The organism is Ralstonia sp. VS2407, assembly GCF_052950655.1.
In genome coordinates this window covers 90,487-108,549 of sequence record NZ_JBRFVG010000005.1, presented here as the reverse complement: position 1 = coordinate 108,549, position 18,063 = coordinate 90,487, and the positions used below count along the sequence as shown (strand labels likewise).

Genomic DNA, 18,063 nt, shown 5'->3' with positions numbered 1-18,063 from the left:
GCCCGCCCGACCGCCTATGACTCCGTCCACCACCTCTGTCTTCCACCGCGATCCGCGCAAGACGCTGCCCACCGCTGTCGGCGGTGAGGGCATGACCCTCATCGACTCCGACGGCAAGCGCTATCTCGATGCCTGCGGCGGTGCTGCCGTTTCGTGTCTCGGCCACGGCCACCCGCGTGTGGTGGATGCCATCTGCAAGCAGGTGCGCGCGCTGGCCTATGCACACACATCGTTCTTCACGACAGACGTGGCCGAAGAACTGGCCGCACGCCTGACCGCCGCCGCACCGGGCGATCTGGATCACGTGTATTTCGTCTCGGGCGGTTCGGAAGCGATTGAAGCGGCGCTCAAGCTGGCGCGCCAATACTTCGTCGAGATCGGCCAGCCGCAGCGCCAGTACTTCATCGCGCGGCGTCAGAGCTATCACGGCAACACGCTGGGCGCGCTGGCGATTGGCGGCAACGCATGGCGCCGCGAGCCGTTCCTGCCGCTGCTGGTGCCGGCACACCATGTCTCGCCGTGCTATGCGTATCGCGAGCGACTGGATGGCGAGAGCGACGCGCAATACGTGCAGCGCCTCGCCGATGAGCTGGACGCGAAGATCGTCGAACTCGGCACGGAAAATGTCGCGGCCTTCGTCGCGGAGACGGTGGTGGGCGCCACCGCCGGCGCCGTGCCGCCCGTGGCCGACTACTTCCGCAAGATCCGCACGGTGTGCGACCGCCACGGCGTGCTGCTGCTGCTCGATGAGGTGATGTCCGGCATGGGGCGTACCGGCTACCTGTTCGCGTGCGAGGAAGATGGCGTGGTGCCAGACATGATCGCCATTGCCAAGGGCCTGGGCGGCGGGTATCAGCCGATCGGCGCGACGCTGGTGAATCGCCGCATCTACGACGCCATCACGACCGGCAGCGGCTTCTTCCAGCATGGCCACACTTACATTGGCCACGCGACGGCGTGCGCGGCGGCGCTCGAAGTGCAGAAGGTGATCGAGGAAGACAACCTGCTTGCCAACGTGCAGGTGCGTGGCGAACAACTGCGTGCGGCACTGCGTGCGCGCTTTGCCGACCACCCGCACGTGGGTGACGTACGCGGGCGCGGCTTGTTTGTTGGCGTGGAATTGGTGGCCGATCGCGCAACCAAGGCGCCGCTGGCACCTGCATGCAAGACGCACGCGCGCGTGAAGGCCGAAGCGATGCAGCGCGGCCTGATGGTGTATCCGATGGGCGGCACGATCGACGGCCAGCGCGGCGACCACATCCTGCTGGCGCCGCCGTTCATCGCCACCGCGCAGGACATCGACGCCATCGTCGAACGCCTGGGCGATGCGGTTGACGCCGCCACTGCCAAGGCGCAGGAGGCCGCATGGTGACCCGGCCCATCGCCATCGCCGTGGCACCCAACGGCGCGCGCAAGACGCACGCCGATCACCCCGCGCTGCCGATTACGCCCGACGAACTGGCCGCTTGCGCGCGCCAATGCGTAGATGCCGGCGCAGCGATGCTGCATCTGCATGTGCGCCGCCCAGACGGCACGCATAGCCTGGAGCCTGAGGACTACCGCCCGGCCATCGCCGCCGTGCAACGCGCCGTAGGCGACGCGCTGGTGATTCAGATCACCACCGAGGCCGTTGGCATCTACACGCCCGAACAGCAGATGGCATCGGTGCGCGCCCTGCAGCCAGAAGCAATCTCTGCCGCGCTGCGCGAGCTGGCGCCCGATGCCGCGCACGAGGCGGAGGCCGCGCGCTTTTTTGGTGAGCTTGCCGCAGCGCGCACGGCCATCCAGTACATCCTGTATTCCGCCGACGACGTGGTGCGCTACCGCGACCTGCGCGCACGCGGCGTGCTGCCCGACACGCCGCATTGGGTGCTCTTCGTGCTTGGCCGCTATAGCGCAGGCCAGCGCTCTGATCCGTCGGATCTGCTGCCCTTCCTGCAGGCGTGGGCTGAGGGCGCTGACATCACGGCAAACGTACCCTGGGCGATGTGCGCATTCGGCCCGCGTGAAGCCGAGTGCGCGCTCAGCGCGGCGCTGCTCGGCGGCCACGCGCGCCTGGGATTCGAAAACAACATGGCGCTGCCCGACGGCAGCACGGCACCCGACAACGCGGCGCTCGTCACCCACCTGCGACGGCATCTCGACGCGCTGCATCGGCCGGTGGCCAGCGCCGCAGAGCTGCGCAGCTGGTTCGGCCGCTAAGACTCTCCGCACTCATCACCACGAAGCCAAAGCAAAGACGGCCGCAACACAACAGGCCGCGCACCACAACCATTGGAGGAAGTATGCGTTTGACCACCCGCTGTATCCGATCCATCCCGCTGGCGCTGGCCAGCCTGCTCGCGATCAGCGCGCACGCGCAGGCCCTGGACGGCACGCTCAAGAAAATCCAGGACAGCAACACGATCCTGATCGGCGTGCGCGAGTCGTCGATTCCATTTTCTTACCGCGACAGCAAGAACGAGATTGTCGGTTTCTCGGCAGACCTGTGCGCCCGCGTGATCGACGCCGTCAAGAAGAAGACGGGCAAGCCCAATCTGGACATCAAGCAGATTCCGGTGACGTCGCAGAACCGGACATCGCTCGTGCAGAACGGCTCGGTGGATCTGGAGTGCGGCGTGACCACGCACCTGAAATCGCGCGAGCAGCAGACCGCGTTTTCGACCACCCTCTTCATCGCCGGCACACGCTTGCTGACCAACGTGAAATCGGGCGTGAAGGATTTCCCAGATCTGGCGGGCAAGTCGGTCATCACCAACGCGGGCACCACGTCGGAGCGCATCCTGCGCAAGATGAACGACGAGAAGAAGATGAACATGAACGTGATCAGCGGGAAGGATTACGGTGAATCGTTCCTGACGCTGCAAAGCGGCCGCGTGGTGGCGTTCATGATGGACGACGTGCTGCTGGCCGGCGCGCGCACGCTGGCGCAGAAGCCCGATGACTGGGTCGTGACCGGTACGCCGCAGTCGTTCGAGGCCTACGGCTTCATGCTTCGCCGCGACGATCCGCAGTTCAAGAAGCTGGTGGACGACACCATGGTTGGCGTGATGAAGAGCGGCGAAATCAAGACGCTCTACGCCAAGTGGTTCGAAAAGCCCGTGCCGCCCAAGAACCTGAACTTCAACTTCCCGATGAACGATCAGTTGAAGGCGCTGTACGCCAATCCGAACGACACGCCGTTCGAGTGAACGGCCGCACGGCCGGCTTCTGGGGCCAACCTAGATGCCGGCCAGCGCAACGGCCTCGATGCGGGCCTGATGCACGGCTTGTTTGATGTGCGCCGGGTTGTCGGCATGGCGCTGGGCGACAGCGCCCGCGTCGATGGAGGATGCGGCCTCCAGCGCGCGCAGCAGGCGTTCCGTCTGCGGATAGCTGCGGTCTTCAAACCCGAGACGACCGCGCGCATCGGCCTCGCACGCCTGCAGGGCCTGACGGAAACGATCGGGCTTGCGCAACGCATCGCAACGCTCCAGCAGACGCACCAGCGCTGCGGCATCAAAGCCGTCACTGCGATGGATGTTGCCATGCTCGCGCGCAACCACCAGCGCCAGTTCACGGCACTCGGTGGGCACACGCAGGCGCTGGCACACCGCTTCGATCAGCGGCACGCTGCGCCCTTCATGGCCGATGTGGCGCGGCAGGATGTCCTCAGGCGTCGAGCCCTTGCCGAGATCGTGCACCAGCGCAGCGAAGCGTACCGGCAGCGGAGTCGCCATCGCTGCGGCCGTTTCGATCACCATCATGGTGTGCACGCCGGTATCGACTTCGGGGTGATAGTCGGCGCGCTGCGGCACGCCCCACAGCCGGTCAAGTTCCGGCAGCAGGCGCGCCAGCGCACCGCAGTCGCGCAGCACGGCAAACATGCGCTGCGGATGAGCCTCCATCAGGCCGCGGGCAATTTCCTGCCACACACGCTCGGCCACCAGCGCATCGACTTCGCCGGCCTGCACCATGCGCTGCATGAGCGCGTTGGTTGCGGGCGCGACATGAAAGTCGGCAAAGCGCGCAGCAAAGCGCGCCAGGCGCAGGATGCGCACCGGGTCTTCCATGAACGCATCGGACACATGCCGGAACGTGCGCGACGCCAGGTCAGCCTGCCCTCCATACGGATCGACGACGGGGCCCACCAGCGCGCCGTCTTCCGCCACGCGCTGCGCCATCGCGTTGATGGTCAGGTCGCGGCGGATGAGGTCGTCTTCGAGCGTGACATCCGGCGCGTAGTAGACCGAGAAACCCTTGTAGCCCGCAGCCGTCTTGCGCTCGGTGCGGGCGAGCGCGTATTCGGCATGCGTAACGGGATGCAGGAACACCGGGAAATCCTTGCCGACCGCTCGAAAGCCACGCGCCTCCATGTCTTCGGGCGTGGCCCCGACCACAACGTAGTCGCGGTCCTGCACGGGCAGCCCGAGCAGCGCGTCACGAATGGCGCCGCCTACGGCATACACATCCAGCCCGTGCGTGGCTGGATCGACGATGGCTTCAGTCTGCGCTGCGCGTTCCGTCATTGATTGGCGGCAACCAGCGTGTCTTCGTCCGGCGCGGTGCGATACGGCTCGTCGTCGGCGAGGAAGTCATGCTCGGCGCGCGCCCCGTCGATCCACTCCTGCATGGCGGGCAGATTGAGGATGTAGTCGGCGTAGGCCTTGGCGGCATCCGGCAGACGCACACCGTACGTGGCGAAGCGGCTGACCACCGGCGCGTAGAACGCATCGGCCACCGTGAAGTGGCCGAACAGGAACGGGCCTTCTGCGGCGTACTTCTGGCGAAGCTCGGTCCACATGGCTGCAATGCGGTCGATGTCGCGCTGCACGGCCACGTTCCAGCCCATGCCGGGCAGCACCGCCGTCACGTTCATCGGCATGTTGTTGCGCAGGTTGTTGAAGCCGCTGTGCATTTCAGCGCAGATCGAGCGGGCGTGCGCGCGGGCTTTCGGGTCTTGCGGCCACAGTTGCGCGCGCGGAAAGCGCTCGGCCAGCGTCTCGCAGATGGCGAGCGAATCCCACACGTTCATGTCGCCGTCCACCAGAACCGGCACGCGGCCGGCGGGCGAATGACGTGCCACGTCGGCGGCAAAGGTCTCGCTCAGCAGGCGCACGCGGATCTCTTCGAACGGAATGCCGGCCTGCTTGGCGAGCAGCCACGGGCGTAGCGACCACGACGAATAGTTCTTGTTGCCGATGACCAGTTTCATGATTCCCGTCCTTGGAGAGTGCACAGCAATTGTTGTGGGAGCCCGCCAGCATCGCGCGGGAATGCCGGGGCGCTCTGGTTTTGTTGTATCGGAAACGGCGAGCGGCAGCGCGAGGGCGAGCGAACCATTCTAGCCTCGCGCTGCACCGCCACAAAACGAATCCGATTGGCCACGGTTGTGAAGCGGATTCACAAACGCGGCAAATCCTCCGCGTTTTCGTAGCGGCTAGCGATGGACCCGTGTGCGTGCGGCACGCAATCCGCGGTCCGGCCCCAAGCCGGCCAGGGCGGGCAGCATGACGGCCTCCATGCCGAGCGGATGGATGCCGAGTTCCGGCGCGACCGGTTCCATGCTGACGTTGTCCACGCGCATGGAGTCGAGGTTGTCCCGCGAGATGGGCGCCCCTGGCAGATGCTCCAGCAGCGCGGCCTGCATGCGGCCCAGGCCTTCAGGCAGTGGCACGATCCAGCGCGGGTGGCCGCTGGCACGTCCGGCAAAGCGCATCAGCTCCGCCAGGGTGTAGACGCGCGGCCCGACCAGCGGATAAGCGTGCCGGATCGTCGCGGGCTTTTTGAGCGCATTGATGAACGCTGCCGCCACGTCATCTACGTACACGGGTTGGAAACGCGCATCGGCACAGGCCAGCGGCACAAACGGCGCCATGCGCTGCATGCTCGCAAACAAGTTCAGGAAATGATCCTGCGGACCGAACACCACCGACGGGCGGAACACCGTCCAGTCCAGCTCGCTGTTCATGACCACGCGTTCGCCGTCGCCCTTGCTGCGCAGGTACATCGACGGGCCGGCCGGATCGGCACCCAGCGCACTCATGTGCAGCAGCCGGTTCACGCCATGGCGTCGGCATGCGGCGACGATGCGGCGGGGCAGGTCGACATGCACACGCTGGAAATTCGGCCCGTACGGCATCCCGCGCGCATCCTGCAGCACGCCAACGAGGTTGACGACGGCACAGTGCTCGCCGCCGCGCTCGGTGAGCGCCAGAAACAGCGCGTCGAGGGCATCGTCGGCGTAGATGTCGGCGTCCATCACGTCCACGCGCGGCAGCAGGGTGAGGTTGTGCGCGCGGGCGGATTCAGGATCGCGCGTGGGCACGATCATCCGGCCCTCGGGTAAGCCGGGCGCGGAAAACGTCTCCGTCACCAGCCGAGACAGCAACTGCGAGCCTATAAAACCGGTACCGCCAAAAACGAGCAGATTGGAGGGCTGCATGGAGGCATCTCCAAAACGGGAAAGGAGGCAACACCACAATACATCCCGAACGCGATGGCCCCCAAGGTATGTCGACGCGACGTGCAGCGCGCCACACTTCTGTGCGCTAGCCGGCGCACATGCCCAAGAAAAACGCCCGCGTTGCGGCGGGCGTCGAATGACAGCGGGATGACGATCCGGTGCTTAGGGCAGGTCGTCCGGCGTGACGGATTCCGGCGCCACCTTGCCCAGGCGGTCCTTCAGCGACTGCGGGCGGCCGGTCAGCAACGCGCTGTAGTACGTCGCGTTCGACAGCACGTTTTTCACATACGTGCGGGTCTCGTTGAACGGGATCGTCTCGGCGAAGATCGCGCCTTCCACCGGCCGCGCGAGCGTCGAGCGCCAGCGTTTCGGACGGCCTGGGCCCGCGTTGTAGCCGGCGGTCGCCAGGGTGATCGAACTGTCCAGGTTGGTCAGGATCATCGACAGGTAGGCCGTACCCAGCAGCACGTTGGTATCGATGTCGCTCATCTGCGAAACGCGGAACGCCGGCAGGCCGATCTTCTTGGCAATGTGCTTGGCGGTTTCCGGCATCACCTGCATCAGGCCAGAGGCGCCCACCGACGAACGCGCGTCCATGATGAAGCGCGATTCCTGGCGGATCAGACCGTAGGCCCAGGCAATGTCCAAGCCCACGGCATCGGCGTTGCGCTGGACCACGCTGAGGTACGGCGTCGGGAAGCGCAGCGAGAAGTCGTGCTCGGTCTTGGTCTTGTCCGCGGAGTTGACGGTGCGATCGAGCAAGCCGAGCTTGCGGCCATATTCGGCCGCGGCGAGCAACTCGCGGTCGCTCATGTTGCGCAGCTCCCAGTTCCACTCGCGGTTGCCCTCGAAGCGCAGATTCAGATCGTACAGCTTCTTGGCACGCCCAAAGCCCGGGTGGTTGCGGCCCATCACGTCGATCTCGGCGTCGGTCACGGTTGTGCGCGGCGGCACGGTGATGCGCTGGCCGAGTTCTTCCTGCGCCAGTTGGCCGTAGAAATTGAACTGGCCGGCAATCGACTGGAACTGTTGGCGAGCCTCGTCGTTGCGGTTGTCGGCCTTGAGCGCGCGGCCGTACCAGTACGTCCAGGCGGGATCACGATCGCGCAGGCTGGGGCGCATCTTCTCAATGGACTGGCGCACCATCTTCCAGTCACCCGCGCGCAGGGCGGCGCGAACACGCCACTCCTGCGAATCGTCCGAAAGGTAGGCATCGCCGCCGAGCGTCAGTTGGCGACGGTAGGCGTCCAGCGCATCGGGCGTCTGCTTCTTGGCGGCGTACTGGCCGATCACGCCCCAGCCCGCGCCTTGCTCTTCGCGCGACAGGCTGCCGCTTTGCGCCAGCAGATACGCCGTTGCCTGCGAAGGATCGTTGCGCGCCATACGCGTCACGTTGGCCAGCGTGTCGTTGTCCACGCGATCACCGTCGGGCAGCACCGCCGCAATGCGCGATGCCTGCGTGACGAGGTTCTGCTCCAGCGAAAGCCGCGCCGCAAACGCCACGTCCGCACGGGTGAACTGCTTGGACTGCGCCAGATAGCCGATCAGGTCGACGCAGCCTTCGCCATAGCCCTTGGGATCCGACAGCGTGTTGCGCGCGTCGGCGGCCACGTTCTGGCCCTTCATCGCGCGCGAGAGCAGCGCATAGCACTCGACCTGCGTGTCGTCCTTCAGCACGAAGTTGGGGTACTCCGCATCGAACGTGGCCCAGTCGCGCTTCTTGCCGAGCACGAGCAGCCAGTCGTTGCGCAGCCGATCGGCAATCGCCTCGCCCTTGTAGCGCTGCAGGAACGAGCGGATCTCATCTTCCGGCGCATCGGTACGCGCATAGCCGCTGGCATCGAACAGCTGCGGCTTGATGCGGAAATACTGCACGTAAGACTGGATCGGGTAATCGGAGAGGCTGTCGGCCAACTCCCAGCTGCGCGACACATCGTTGCGGCGGGCAGCGTTGCGCAGCTCGACAAACGCATCGTCCGGATTGGCCGGGATGCCCTGCGGCGCCTGGCGCTTTGCGGCCACCGCCAGCGGCGTCGGGCCGACCACGCTCATGCCGACCATGCCTGCAAAAGCCAGCGCTACCGCGCGATATACTGCCTTGGCCTTCAATGTCATCTCCTGCCCCATCCAATCACTGTTAGGTCCGCCGAATTATCCCATGTCAGCCTTAGCGCCAATTCACCGGCGAGAGGCCACATCCAATGAATACGCACGATCCGGCCAATCCCACCACGCCAATCGAATCGCGCCGCACGCTGCGCGCCATGTTGCTCGATGCACGCGCTGCGCTACCGGACCGCATTGCCCACGATGCTGCGCTGGCACATCACCTGGCTGAGTTGCTGAACGCACTGCCCGTCAAACGCCTGGCCGCCTACTGGCCAACGCAGGGAGAGTTCGATGCGTTGACCGTGCTGGGCCATTGGCTGGCGGCCGACGCCACGCGCCATGCACTGCTGCCTGTGGTGACTGACAAGTTTTCTCCCCTGCAGTTTCGGCGATGGACGCCCGATTGTGAAATGACGCCGGGCGCTTACAACATCCCCATCCCCCGCTCGGGTGAGATGGAAACGCCCGATGCCTTGCTGATCCCGTGCGTGGGCTTTGACGCGCAGCGCTATCGCATCGGCTACGGCGGCGGCTTCTACGACCGCACGCTCGCTGCGCTGCATGCCGCCGGACACCGCCCGCGCACGATTGGCGTGGCGTACGAGGTGAACCGCGTGGAATCCATCGCGCCGGAACCGCACGACATCGCGCTGGACTGCATCGTCACCGAGCGCGGCGCGTTTTAATCCTGCACAGGAAGCCCATGTCCCACACGCTGAAAACTGTTGCCGACCTCGAAGCCGTGTATGGCGCCCCGAACCCGCGCTCGCTGCTCAAGGAGATCGACCACCTGAACGCCGACTACCGCGCGTTCGTGGAGGCGTCGCCATTCATCGTGCTGTCATCGGTGGGCGCGCAGGGCACGGACGCTTCGCCAAAGGGCGATGCGCCGGGCTTCGTGCGCATCCTCAACGAACGCTTGCTGGCGATTCCCGATCGGCCTGGCAACAACCGCATCGACAACCTGCGCAACATCGTTGAAGACGGGCGCGTGTCGGTGCTCTTCATCGTGCCGGGTGTGGGTGAGACGTTGCGCGTGAACGGCACGGCCACCATCTCGGCGGATCCGGCATTGCTTGCGTCGTTTGCGGTGCAGGGCAAGCTTCCGCGCAGCGTGATCCTCGTGCAGGTGCAGACGGTCTACTTCCACTGCTCGAAGGCACTGGTGCGCTCAAAGCTGTGGGAGCGCGGCGCGCAGGACACCAAGCCGGCTGTGCCCACCGCAGGCCAGATCCTGCAGCACATCAGCGGCGGCGCATTTGATGGAGACGCCTACGATCGCGAGTTGCCGGAGCGGCTGAAGACAACGCTGTACTGAGCGTTCAGCGCTTGGCTGTCTTTTTTGCGGCGACCGTCTTGGTCGCCGTTGTCTTTGTTGCCTTGGTAGCTTTCGCCGTCTTTGCCGTGGCGCGCTTCGGCTTGGCCGCCTTGGCATTCGCGTCACGCAGCGCGGCTTCAATCGCCAGCCGTGCCCAGTCGCGCAATGGCTGCCCACCGTCCAGCGCCTCTGCCGGCGTGCTCAGATAACCCGTCATGCTGATGGTGCGGCCGTTGCGCTCGTAACTGAACGGCGTGCATTTTTCAGCGAGAAAACGTTCGCGCGTGAGGTCGTCAACGCGCAGGTAAGACGTGCCGCGCAGCACCAGCGCAAAGACAATGTCGTCGTAATACAGCGCCGCGCCGCTGAACATTCGGCGCGCGCGAATCTCACCGATTTGCGCGGCAAGCGGCCGGAGTTCGTCAAGCAACCAGGCGATCAGCGGATCGGGTGCGGCTGCCATGACGACCTCCTTTGCAGTGCGCTTTCTTCTTACAGACCCAGGCGCTGCCAGATGGCGCGCGTGGAGCCGGCGGCGTTGAGCGTGTAGAAATGCAGGCCCGGCGCGCCGCCTTGCAGCAGGCGGTCGCACATGGCCGTCACCACGTCCAGGCCGAACGCGCGGATCGATTCACGATCGTCGCCAAAACCTTCCAAGCGCTTGGCGATCCAGCGCGGCACTTCCGCACCGCACATCTCGGAAAAGCGCATCAGTTGCGACGAATTCGTGATCGGCATGATGCCGGGCACGATCGGCACGTCCGCGCCGAGCTTGCGTGCGTCGTCCACGAACTGGAAGTACGCGTCGGCGTTGAAGAAGTACTGGGTGATGGCGGAGTCCGCACCGGCCTTCACCTTGCGGGCGAAGTTCTCCAGATCGTGCCGCGCCGAGCGCGACTGCGGATGGTATTCCGGATAGGCCGCCACTTCGATGTGGAATGCCTCGCCGGTTTCCTGGCGGATGAACTCGACCAGCTCGTTGGCGAAGCGGAATTCACCGATCTCGCCCATGCCCGAGGGCATGTCGCCACGCAGCGCGACGATGCGTCGAATGCCGTGCTCGCGATACGTGTTGAGAATGCCGCGGATGCTCTCGCGCGAGGAACCGACACACGACAGATGCGGCGCCGCTTCAATGCCTTCGCGCTGGATTTCCACCACGGCGTCGAGCGTGCCCTGTTGCGTGGTGCCGCCCGCGCCAAATGTCACCGAGATAAAGCGCGGCTTGAGCGGCGAGAGTTGCGCACGCGTGTTGCGCAGCTTCTCGGCGCCTTCCGCCGTCTTGGGCGGGAAGAATTCGAAACTGAATTGACGGTCTTGCATGACAGAAACCTTAAGCCTCGCGCAGCAACAGGCTCGAGAGCAGCCACGAGATCACGCTGTACAGGATGGAACCCAGCAGCGCGGCGCCAAAGCTGGCCACCTGAAAGCCCGCCAGCAGGTTGCCGACAAACAGGAACAGCAGCGCGTTGATGATGAAGATGAACAGCCCGAGCGTGAGCAGCGTCACCGGCAAGGTGAGGATTACCAGGATCGGGCGGATCAGCGTGTTGACCAGACCCAGCACGAGCGCCGCGATCAGCGCGGAGCCGAAGCCATTGACGTGGATGCCTTTGAGCAGATAGGCGACAAGAAGCAACGCCAGCGCGTTGATGACCCAGACAGCGAGCAGTCTCATGGAGGAGTCCTCGGTTGGAAAGCCGGCGGCAGGGAATGCCGCCGGCAGGTACGGCTTAGTAGCGGTAGTGGTCAGCCTTGTACGGGCCTTCCTTGCTCACGCCGATGTACGCGGCTTGCTGGTCGGTCAGCTCGGTCAATTGCGCATTCAGCTTCTTGAGCTGCAGGCGCGCGACCTTCTCGTCCAGGTGCTTGGGCAGCGTGTAGACGCCCACCGGGTACTTGTTCGAGCCCTTCACCGCTTCGGTCCACAGCTCGATCTGCGCGATGGTCTGGTTGGCGAACGAGCTGCTCATCACGTACGACGGGTGGCCCGTGGCGCAGCCCAGGTTCACCAGGCGGCCCTTGGCCAGGATGATGATCTTCTTGCCGTCGGGGAAGATCACGTGATCGACCTGCGGCTTGATCTCTTCCCACTGGTACTTCTCAACCGACGCGATGTCGATCTCGTTGTCGAAGTGGCCGATGTTGCAGACGATGGCCTGGTCCTTCATCTTGGCCATGTGGTCATGGGTGATGACGTGGTAGTTGCCAGTGGCGGTCACGAAGATGTCGCCGTGCTCGGCAGCGTAATCCATCGTCACCACGCGGTAGCCTTCCATGGCGGCCTGCAGCGCGCAGATCGGGTCGATCTCGGTCACCCACACTTGCGCCGACAGTGCGCGCAGTGCCTGTGCCGAACCCTTGCCCACGTCGCCGTAGCCGGCCACGACCGCCACCTTGCCGGCGATCATCACGTCGGTCGCACGCTTGATGCCGTCGACCAGCGATTCACGGCAGCCGTACAGGTTGTCGAACTTGCTCTTGGTGACCGAGTCGTTCACGTTGATGGCCGGGAAGCACAGCTCGCCGCGCTGGGCCATCTGGTACAGGCGATGCACGCCCGTGGTGGTTTCTTCGGTCACACCCTTGATGGCGTCGAGGTTGCGGCTGTAGAACGTGGCGTCCTTGGCCAGCTTTTCCTTGATGGCCGCAAACAGGAAGGTCTCTTCTTCGCTGCCCGGCTTGGCGATCACGGAGGCGTCTTTCTCAGCGCGGGCGCCCAGGTGCAGCAGCAGCGTTGCGTCGCCGCCGTCGTCCAGGATCATGTTCGGCGTGCCACCGTCGGCCCATTCGAAGATGCGGTGGGTGAAGTCCCAGTATTCCTTGAGCGATTCGCCCTTGAACGCGAACACCGGCGTGCCCGATGCGGCAATCGCGGCGGCCGCGTGGTCCTGCGTCGAGAAGATGTTGCACGAGGCCCAGCGCACGTCGGCGCCGAGTGCCTTGAGCGTCTCGATCAGCACGGCGGTCTGGATGGTCATGTGCAGCGAGCCGGCAATGCGCGCGCCCTTGAGCGGCTGGCTTGCAGCAAATTCCTCGCGAATCGCCATCAGGCCGGGCATTTCGGTCTCGGCAATGGCGATTTCCTTGCGGCCCCAGTCGGCCAGGCTGATGTCGGCAACGAGGTAATCGTGTTTCAGATCGGTGACAGCGTTCATTGGATCACTCCGGAAAAGAAGGGTGACCGCACGCGGAGAGATGACCACTGAGACGGGGCCCATGCTGGGGCCCCGGATAGATGCGTTCTCGCCATCGTGTCAGCCACGATACTGCGAGCGCCGTTTGAACTTCCGAGCCTGGCGGCCGCCCCGTCTGAACTTGGGCCGGTCGTTGCAACGCTCCTCGGAATGGGCTGGATTGTAGCGGATTCTTGCGACAGAGCGCCGGGGAAAAGAACAAGCGGGCATCAGCGTCATGGACGTCGCCGTCAGCCGTGAAGCATCGATCACTCAAGCGGTGTCGGTGGCGGGCCGTAGCCGCGACCCTGACATCCAAGCGGGATGCGGGAGTTGGCGAAATATGACAGCTGAGCACGTTGATCCCGTCGCTATAATCCCCACCGTCACCGCCTCAACGGTGACCGGGTTTCGCAGCCCATCTCCTCCTCTTTTTTCCCAGACGGACAGCCGCCTTTCGCGCGGCGTTTTCATGTCCGGTGCTTGTGCACGCCTATGCTTTTCATGGCGGGCCGGGCAGGGAGACCTTCGGGTCTGCCGGCAATGCTGGGATAGGAGGCCGGTCTGCGAACCCTGTCGTCAGGCCCGCCACCCTCGTTTCGCAGCGAGCGGCGAGCCTCCCTCTACCTATCCCCGGAGGCCACATTGGCTACCGCACTCAGCGGGCACCGCCCCGCGTCTTACCCTTCTCCACCCCCTTGGCGCCGCATGCTTCCCACACAACCGGGAGGCGCCCTATGTCGCTGACCAAGAACCGCCTCTACCTCGACGGTGCAGTGTCGGCGCGCGCGTTTCTGTGCCGCACGCGCACCGATATGCGCACCCATGGCCAATGCAGGCTAGGCATGCTGCGCGAGCAGCTCACGTACTTCTCGGAACATGCGTATCCACCGGCATTCGTGAAGGGCTTTGTCGATGCCATCGATGCGTATCTGTCGATGTCGCTCGGGGGGAGCGACGTGGACCCGCGCACGTGGGAGGTTTTGGCCGCCATCGAGCGGCGGCGGGTCTCCGCCGCATAACGACAGCAAGACGTATCCCCGGGGCGGGCCGGGGATATGCCCCGGAGCCAGCGGATTCGACCGCCACCACGGCAGTTCATTGCTCCAGCAGCATGTTCAGCATCCGCTGCGGATTCGCCAAAAAGTCTCGCGTCACCTGAAAGTGCTCGGTCTCTTCATAAGCGACGCGCCGAATGCCATCCCCGTCACACTGATAAATCCACGCGTCGGGATAGGCCATCAGGATCGGCGAGTGCGTGGCGATCACGAACTGGCTTTCCGCCTGCACCAGGTCATGCAGGCGCGTGAGCACCGCCAGCTGCCGCTGCGGTGACAGCGCCGCCTCGGGTTCGTCGAGCAGGTACAGGCCGTTCGGGCCGAAGCGGTTCATCAACAGCGCCAGAAACGATTCCCCATGCGATTGCGCATGCAGCGATCGGCCACCGTAGGAATCGATCACGCGCACGCCCAGGCCGGGCTCATCATCCATCTGCTGGATGTTGGTGGCCACGTTGAAGAAACTCTCGGCGCGCAGGAAGAATTCGGTGCGCGGCTTGCGAAAGCCCCTGGCAATGCGCAGATGCGCGTGCAGCTCGGAGTGCGACGCGTGCGTGCTGAAGTTGAAGTTGCGCGAGCCGCCCTCGGCGTTGAAGCCGAGCGCCACGGCAATCGCCTCCATGAGCGTGGATTTGCCCGAGCCGTTTTCGCCGACGAGGAACGTGACCTTGGGATGCAGCTCCAGCGTGTCGAGCGCGCGCACGGCGGGCAGGCTGAACGGATACGCATCGAACGCGGCAACGGTGTCGCGCCGCAGCGTGACGTGACTGACGAACTGGCGGGTGAGCATGGGGCGGCGCAGGGCGAATCGCAGATGCCGCATCGTATCGCGCCGCATGCCGCCTCGCGAGCGGCCACCTGCTCAGGCAACGGAGCCGCCGTAACGTGCGTCACGCGGCAGTGTCAATGCGCTGTCACATGCCAACCTTGCGATCCGGTTAGGAAGTGGCGCACCCGCATCACGGACCTGCAACACGCGGCCACCAAAGTGCCGGGCATCGTTCAGGGAGCCAACGATGCACAACCATAAACTCACGAAGTACGCCGCCGCCGCGGCCGCTGCACTGGCCATGGCCGCGTGCGGCAGCGACGGCACGTCCACCTCCGGCAGCGCCACGCCGGACACCACCCCGCCCAGCACCACGCCCGCCAAGAACGTCGTGTTCTTCCTGGGCGACGGCATGGGCCTGACCACCATGACCGCCGCGCGCATCTACAAGGTCGGCGAAGACGGCGAACTGACCATGGACACGCTGCCGGAAACCGGCTTCGTGCGCACGTATTCGAACAACGCGCAGGTGACCGACTCGGCGCCGTCGATGTCGGCCTACATGACCGGCGTGAAGATGAACAACGAAGTCATCTCGATGTCGCCGGACACGATGGCCTATGACGCGGGCGGCAAGGATTACATCTCGGGCGCCGACAGCACCTGCCCCAGCGGCAACGGCAAGCCCGTCACGACGCTGCTCGAACTGATGAAGGCCGCGGGCTACGGCACGGGCGTGGTCACCACCACGCGCATCACGCACGCCACGCCGGCCGCCACGTATTCGCACATCTGCCACCGCGACGGCGAAAACACCATCGCCGCGCAACTTACGCCGGCCGGCAAGGGCTTCAACGCGGCGCTGGGCGATGGCGTGGACGTCGTCTTCGGCGGTGGCCGCAAGCACTTCCAGCCGACCACGGCGGGCGGCGCGCGCACCGACGGCCGCGACCTGATCGCCGAACTCAAGGCCGGCGGCTACCGCTATGCCAGCAACAAGGCCGAATTCGACACGCTGCAGGCCACCGACGGCAAGGTCGTCGGCCTGTTCACGAGCAGCCACATGTCGTACGACCTGGATCGTGATCCGAGCAAGGAGCCGAGCCTGGGCGAGATGACCAACAAGGCCATCGACGTGCTGGCCGCCAAGAAGAAGGGCTTCTTCCTGATGGTGGAAGGCGGCCGCATCGACCACGCGCTGCACGAAACCACCGCCCGCAAGGCACTGCAGGACACCGTGGCGTTCGACTCCGCCATCCGGGGCGCGATCGACAAGCTCAACACGATCGACCCGGGGTTGAAGAACACGCTGATCGTCGTGACCGCTGACCACGACCACACGCTGGTGCTCAACGGCTACGCCAAGCGCACGGGCCCGACCAGCGACAGCAACCCCGGCGTGCTGGGCCTGCTGAAGAACTACGTGACGGGCGCCAACGCCACCGACACCGGCGGCAACCCGTTCACGATCATCGGCTTCGGCACCGGCGAGAACCGCCCGGCCACGCGCGGCGCACTGACGGATGCCGCCGTGTACGACAAGAGCTATCACCAGGAAGCCGTGATCCCGGTTGCACCGGGCGGCGAAACGCACGGCGGCACCGATGTCTTCATCGGCGCACGCGGCCTGGGTGCCGAGCGCTTTACCGGCACGATGGACAACACCGAGGTCTTCGGCCTCATCAAGCAGGCCGTGGGTCTGTAAGCGGGAGAGGGCACATCATGAACACGCAATCGAACCGTATCCTGCGCGCCACGCTGCTGGCGCTGGCAGCCGGTGCCTGCGCCCAAGCGCACGCCGCCGGTGAAGCCAAGAACGTGATCTTCTTCCTGGGCGACGGCATGGGCCCGACCACCGTCACCGCCACGCGCATCTACAAGGTGGGCGAGGCGGGCAAGCTGACGATGGAATCGCTCAAGCGCACGGCACGCATCAAGACGTACTCCAACGATGCGCAGACCACTGACAGCGCCCCCTCGATGTCGGCGTACATGACCGGCGTGAAGATGAACAACGAAGTCATCTCCATGTCGGCCGACACGAAGGCCAGCGATGCCACCGGCAAGGGCTACGTGAGCGGTGCAGACAGCACGTGCCCCGCCAACAACGGCACGCCTGCCGTCACGCTGCTCGAACTCGCCAAGGCTGCCGGCAAGTCGGTGGGCGCGGTGACGACCACGCGCGTGACGCACGCCACGCCGGCCGCCACGTACTCGCACGTCTGCCACCGCGACGGCGAGAACACCATCGCCGCGCAAGGCACGCCGGGCAACACGCTGTACAACGCCGCGCTCAAGGATGGCCTGGACGTGCTGCTCGGCGGCGGCCGCCGTCACTATCTGCCGCAAGGCACGACGGGCAGCAAGCGCACCGACACGACCGACCTGACCGCCCAGTTCCAGACCGCCGGCTACAGCTACGTGACCACCGGCACGCAGCTCACTGCCGTCAATCCGGCCACCACCAACAAGCTGCTCGGCCTGTTCAACCTGGACCACATGAACTACGAGCTGGACCGCAAGAAGAACAATGTGGACGAACCCAGCCTGGCGGACATGACCGAGAAGGCCATCCGCGTGCTGCAGAAGAACGGCAAGGGCTATTTCCTGATGGTGGAAGGCGGCCGCATCGACCACGCGCTGCACGGCACCAACGCCAAGCGCGCGCTGGAAGATGCCGGCGCGTTTGACGAAGCCATCAAGCGGGCGCTGGGCACGGCCGATCTGTCGAACACGCTGATCGTCGTGACGGCCGACCACGACCACACGATGACGATCAACGGCTACCCGCGCAAGGGCAACCCGATCCTGGGCGTGTCGAACGACATCAAGACCGGCCAGCCGCAACTGGCCGCCGACGGCCTGCCGTACACCACGCTGGTGTTCGGCAACGGCGGCACGACACGCAAGGCCACACGCGACAACGTGGCCTCGGTCGACACGGCTGCAGACGATTACCTGCAGGAAGTGGGTGTGCAGCTCGGCACGCCTGGTTCGGAAACGCACGGCGGCGGGGATGTGATGCTGTTCTCCTCTGGTCCGGGCAGCGCACCGCTGAAGGGCACGCTGGACAACACGAAAGTGTTCGGCGTGGTCAAGACGGCCATGGGCCTCTGATTCCTGCGTTTCCATTGATGCGCATGCCGAGGCAATCGGCATGCGCTTTTTTCGCTTCCGCCTGACCGAAT

16 protein-coding genes, 1 pseudogene and 1 riboswitch are annotated in these 18,063 nt (G+C 65.1%); of the genes and pseudogenes, 8 read left to right on the top strand and 9 right to left on the bottom strand.

Features of this window, described 5'->3' with window-relative positions; all coding sequences use genetic code 11:
• The first annotated feature begins 16 nt into the window (after positions 1-16).
• The 3 genes from ACU8YE_RS10550 (at position 17) to ACU8YE_RS10540 (ending at position 3,191) form a co-directional block, all read left to right on the top strand.
• Positions 17-1,372 carry an aspartate aminotransferase family protein gene (locus tag ACU8YE_RS10550; protein ID WP_232041533.1) on the top strand — a complete coding sequence of 452 codons (1,356 nt, stop codon included), beginning with the start codon at positions 17-19 and terminating at the stop codon, positions 1,370-1,372.
• Entirely contained in the window at positions 1,366-2,202 is an 837-nt protein-coding gene (locus ACU8YE_RS10545; RefSeq protein WP_446928660.1) for a 3-keto-5-aminohexanoate cleavage protein, read from the top strand. Before ACU8YE_RS10550 ends, ACU8YE_RS10545 begins: the two co-directional genes overlap by 7 nt.
• A gap of 83 nt (positions 2,203-2,285) precedes the next feature.
• Positions 2,286-3,191 (top strand): glutamate/aspartate ABC transporter substrate-binding protein, encoded by a 906-nt coding sequence (locus ACU8YE_RS10540; protein ID WP_446928659.1) that lies wholly within the window; start codon positions 2,286-2,288, stop codon positions 3,189-3,191.
• Between the two features lie 30 nt (positions 3,192-3,221).
• Here ACU8YE_RS10540 and ACU8YE_RS10535 read toward each other — a convergent pair whose 3' ends face one another.
• From ACU8YE_RS10535 to ACU8YE_RS10520, 4 genes are all read right to left on the bottom strand, one after another.
• Positions 3,222-4,508: a multifunctional CCA addition/repair protein gene (locus ACU8YE_RS10535; RefSeq protein WP_446928658.1), complete on the bottom strand. Its 1,287-nt coding sequence runs from the start codon at positions 4,506-4,508 to the stop codon at positions 3,222-3,224.
• Positions 4,505-5,194: a glutathione S-transferase family protein gene (locus ACU8YE_RS10530; protein ID WP_260803704.1), complete on the bottom strand. Its 690-nt coding sequence runs from the start codon at positions 5,192-5,194 to the stop codon at positions 4,505-4,507. The genes ACU8YE_RS10535 and ACU8YE_RS10530 overlap by 4 nt, the downstream gene beginning before the upstream one ends.
• A 225-nt stretch (positions 5,195-5,419) precedes the next feature.
• The gene (locus tag ACU8YE_RS10525; protein ID WP_232041528.1) at positions 5,420-6,424 is read right to left on the bottom strand and encodes a complex I NDUFA9 subunit family protein; all 1,005 of its coding nucleotides are present in this window, start codon (positions 6,422-6,424) and stop codon (positions 5,420-5,422) included.
• Positions 6,425-6,607: 183 nt separating this feature from the next.
• On the bottom strand, positions 6,608-8,560 hold the full coding sequence (locus tag ACU8YE_RS10520; protein WP_232041527.1) for a lytic transglycosylase domain-containing protein: 1,953 nt from the start codon (positions 8,558-8,560) through the stop codon (positions 6,608-6,610).
• 86 nt (positions 8,561-8,646) lie between these two features.
• On the opposite strand from ACU8YE_RS10520, the gene ACU8YE_RS10515 reads away from it, so the two are divergent.
• Positions 8,647-9,240, top strand: coding sequence for a 5-formyltetrahydrofolate cyclo-ligase (locus tag ACU8YE_RS10515; RefSeq protein WP_322017043.1), 594 nt, complete (start codon positions 8,647-8,649; stop codon positions 9,238-9,240).
• Positions 9,241-9,257: 17 nt separating this feature from the next.
• Positions 9,258-9,872, top strand: a complete 615-nt coding sequence (locus ACU8YE_RS10510; RefSeq protein WP_232041525.1) for a pyridoxamine 5'-phosphate oxidase family protein — start codon at positions 9,258-9,260, stop codon at positions 9,870-9,872.
• A 4-nt stretch (positions 9,873-9,876) separates the two neighbouring features.
• Here the strand turns inward: ACU8YE_RS10510 and ACU8YE_RS10505 are convergent, their stop codons facing one another.
• From ACU8YE_RS10505 to ahcY, 4 genes are read right to left on the bottom strand one after another with little or no spacing between them, the layout of a single operon-like run.
• Positions 9,877-10,335 (bottom strand): TfoX/Sxy family protein, encoded by a 459-nt coding sequence (locus ACU8YE_RS10505; RefSeq protein WP_232041524.1) that lies wholly within the window; start codon positions 10,333-10,335, stop codon positions 9,877-9,879.
• A gap of 29 nt (positions 10,336-10,364) precedes the next feature.
• On the bottom strand, positions 10,365-11,195 hold the full coding sequence (gene metF, locus ACU8YE_RS10500) for a methylenetetrahydrofolate reductase [NAD(P)H] (protein ID WP_446928657.1): 831 nt from the start codon (positions 11,193-11,195) through the stop codon (positions 10,365-10,367).
• Between the two features lie 10 nt (positions 11,196-11,205).
• Positions 11,206-11,550, bottom strand: a complete 345-nt coding sequence (locus ACU8YE_RS10495; protein WP_004628357.1) for a phage holin family protein — start codon at positions 11,548-11,550, stop codon at positions 11,206-11,208.
• A gap of 55 nt (positions 11,551-11,605) precedes the next feature.
• Positions 11,606-13,030: an adenosylhomocysteinase gene (ahcY, locus tag ACU8YE_RS10490; RefSeq protein ID WP_446928656.1), complete on the bottom strand. Its 1,425-nt coding sequence runs from the start codon at positions 13,028-13,030 to the stop codon at positions 11,606-11,608.
• A 108-nt stretch (positions 13,031-13,138) separates the two neighbouring features.
• Positions 13,139-13,222: riboswitch (S-adenosyl-L-homocysteine riboswitch) on the bottom strand.
• A gap of 471 nt (positions 13,223-13,693) precedes the next feature.
• On the opposite strand from ahcY, the pseudogene ACU8YE_RS10485 reads away from it, so the two are divergent.
• A pseudogene (locus ACU8YE_RS10485) lies at positions 13,694-14,070 on the top strand (hypothetical protein).
• 76 nt (positions 14,071-14,146) lie between these two features.
• Here the strand turns inward: ACU8YE_RS10485 and ACU8YE_RS10480 are convergent.
• The gene (locus tag ACU8YE_RS10480; protein WP_446928770.1) at positions 14,147-14,896 is read right to left on the bottom strand and encodes an AAA family ATPase; all 750 of its coding nucleotides are present in this window, start codon (positions 14,894-14,896) and stop codon (positions 14,147-14,149) included.
• A 226-nt stretch (positions 14,897-15,122) separates the two neighbouring features.
• Here ACU8YE_RS10480 and ACU8YE_RS10475 point away from each other — a divergent pair, with 226 nt between their 5' ends.
• Both ACU8YE_RS10475 and ACU8YE_RS10470 read left to right on the top strand, forming a co-directional pair.
• Positions 15,123-16,580, top strand: coding sequence for an alkaline phosphatase (locus ACU8YE_RS10475; RefSeq protein WP_446928655.1), 1,458 nt, complete (start codon positions 15,123-15,125; stop codon positions 16,578-16,580).
• 17 nt (positions 16,581-16,597) lie between these two features.
• A complete protein-coding gene (locus ACU8YE_RS10470; protein ID WP_260803691.1) occupies positions 16,598-17,992 on the top strand; it encodes an alkaline phosphatase in 1,395 nt (464 codons plus the stop codon).
• The last annotated feature ends 71 nt before the right edge of the window (positions 17,993-18,063 follow it).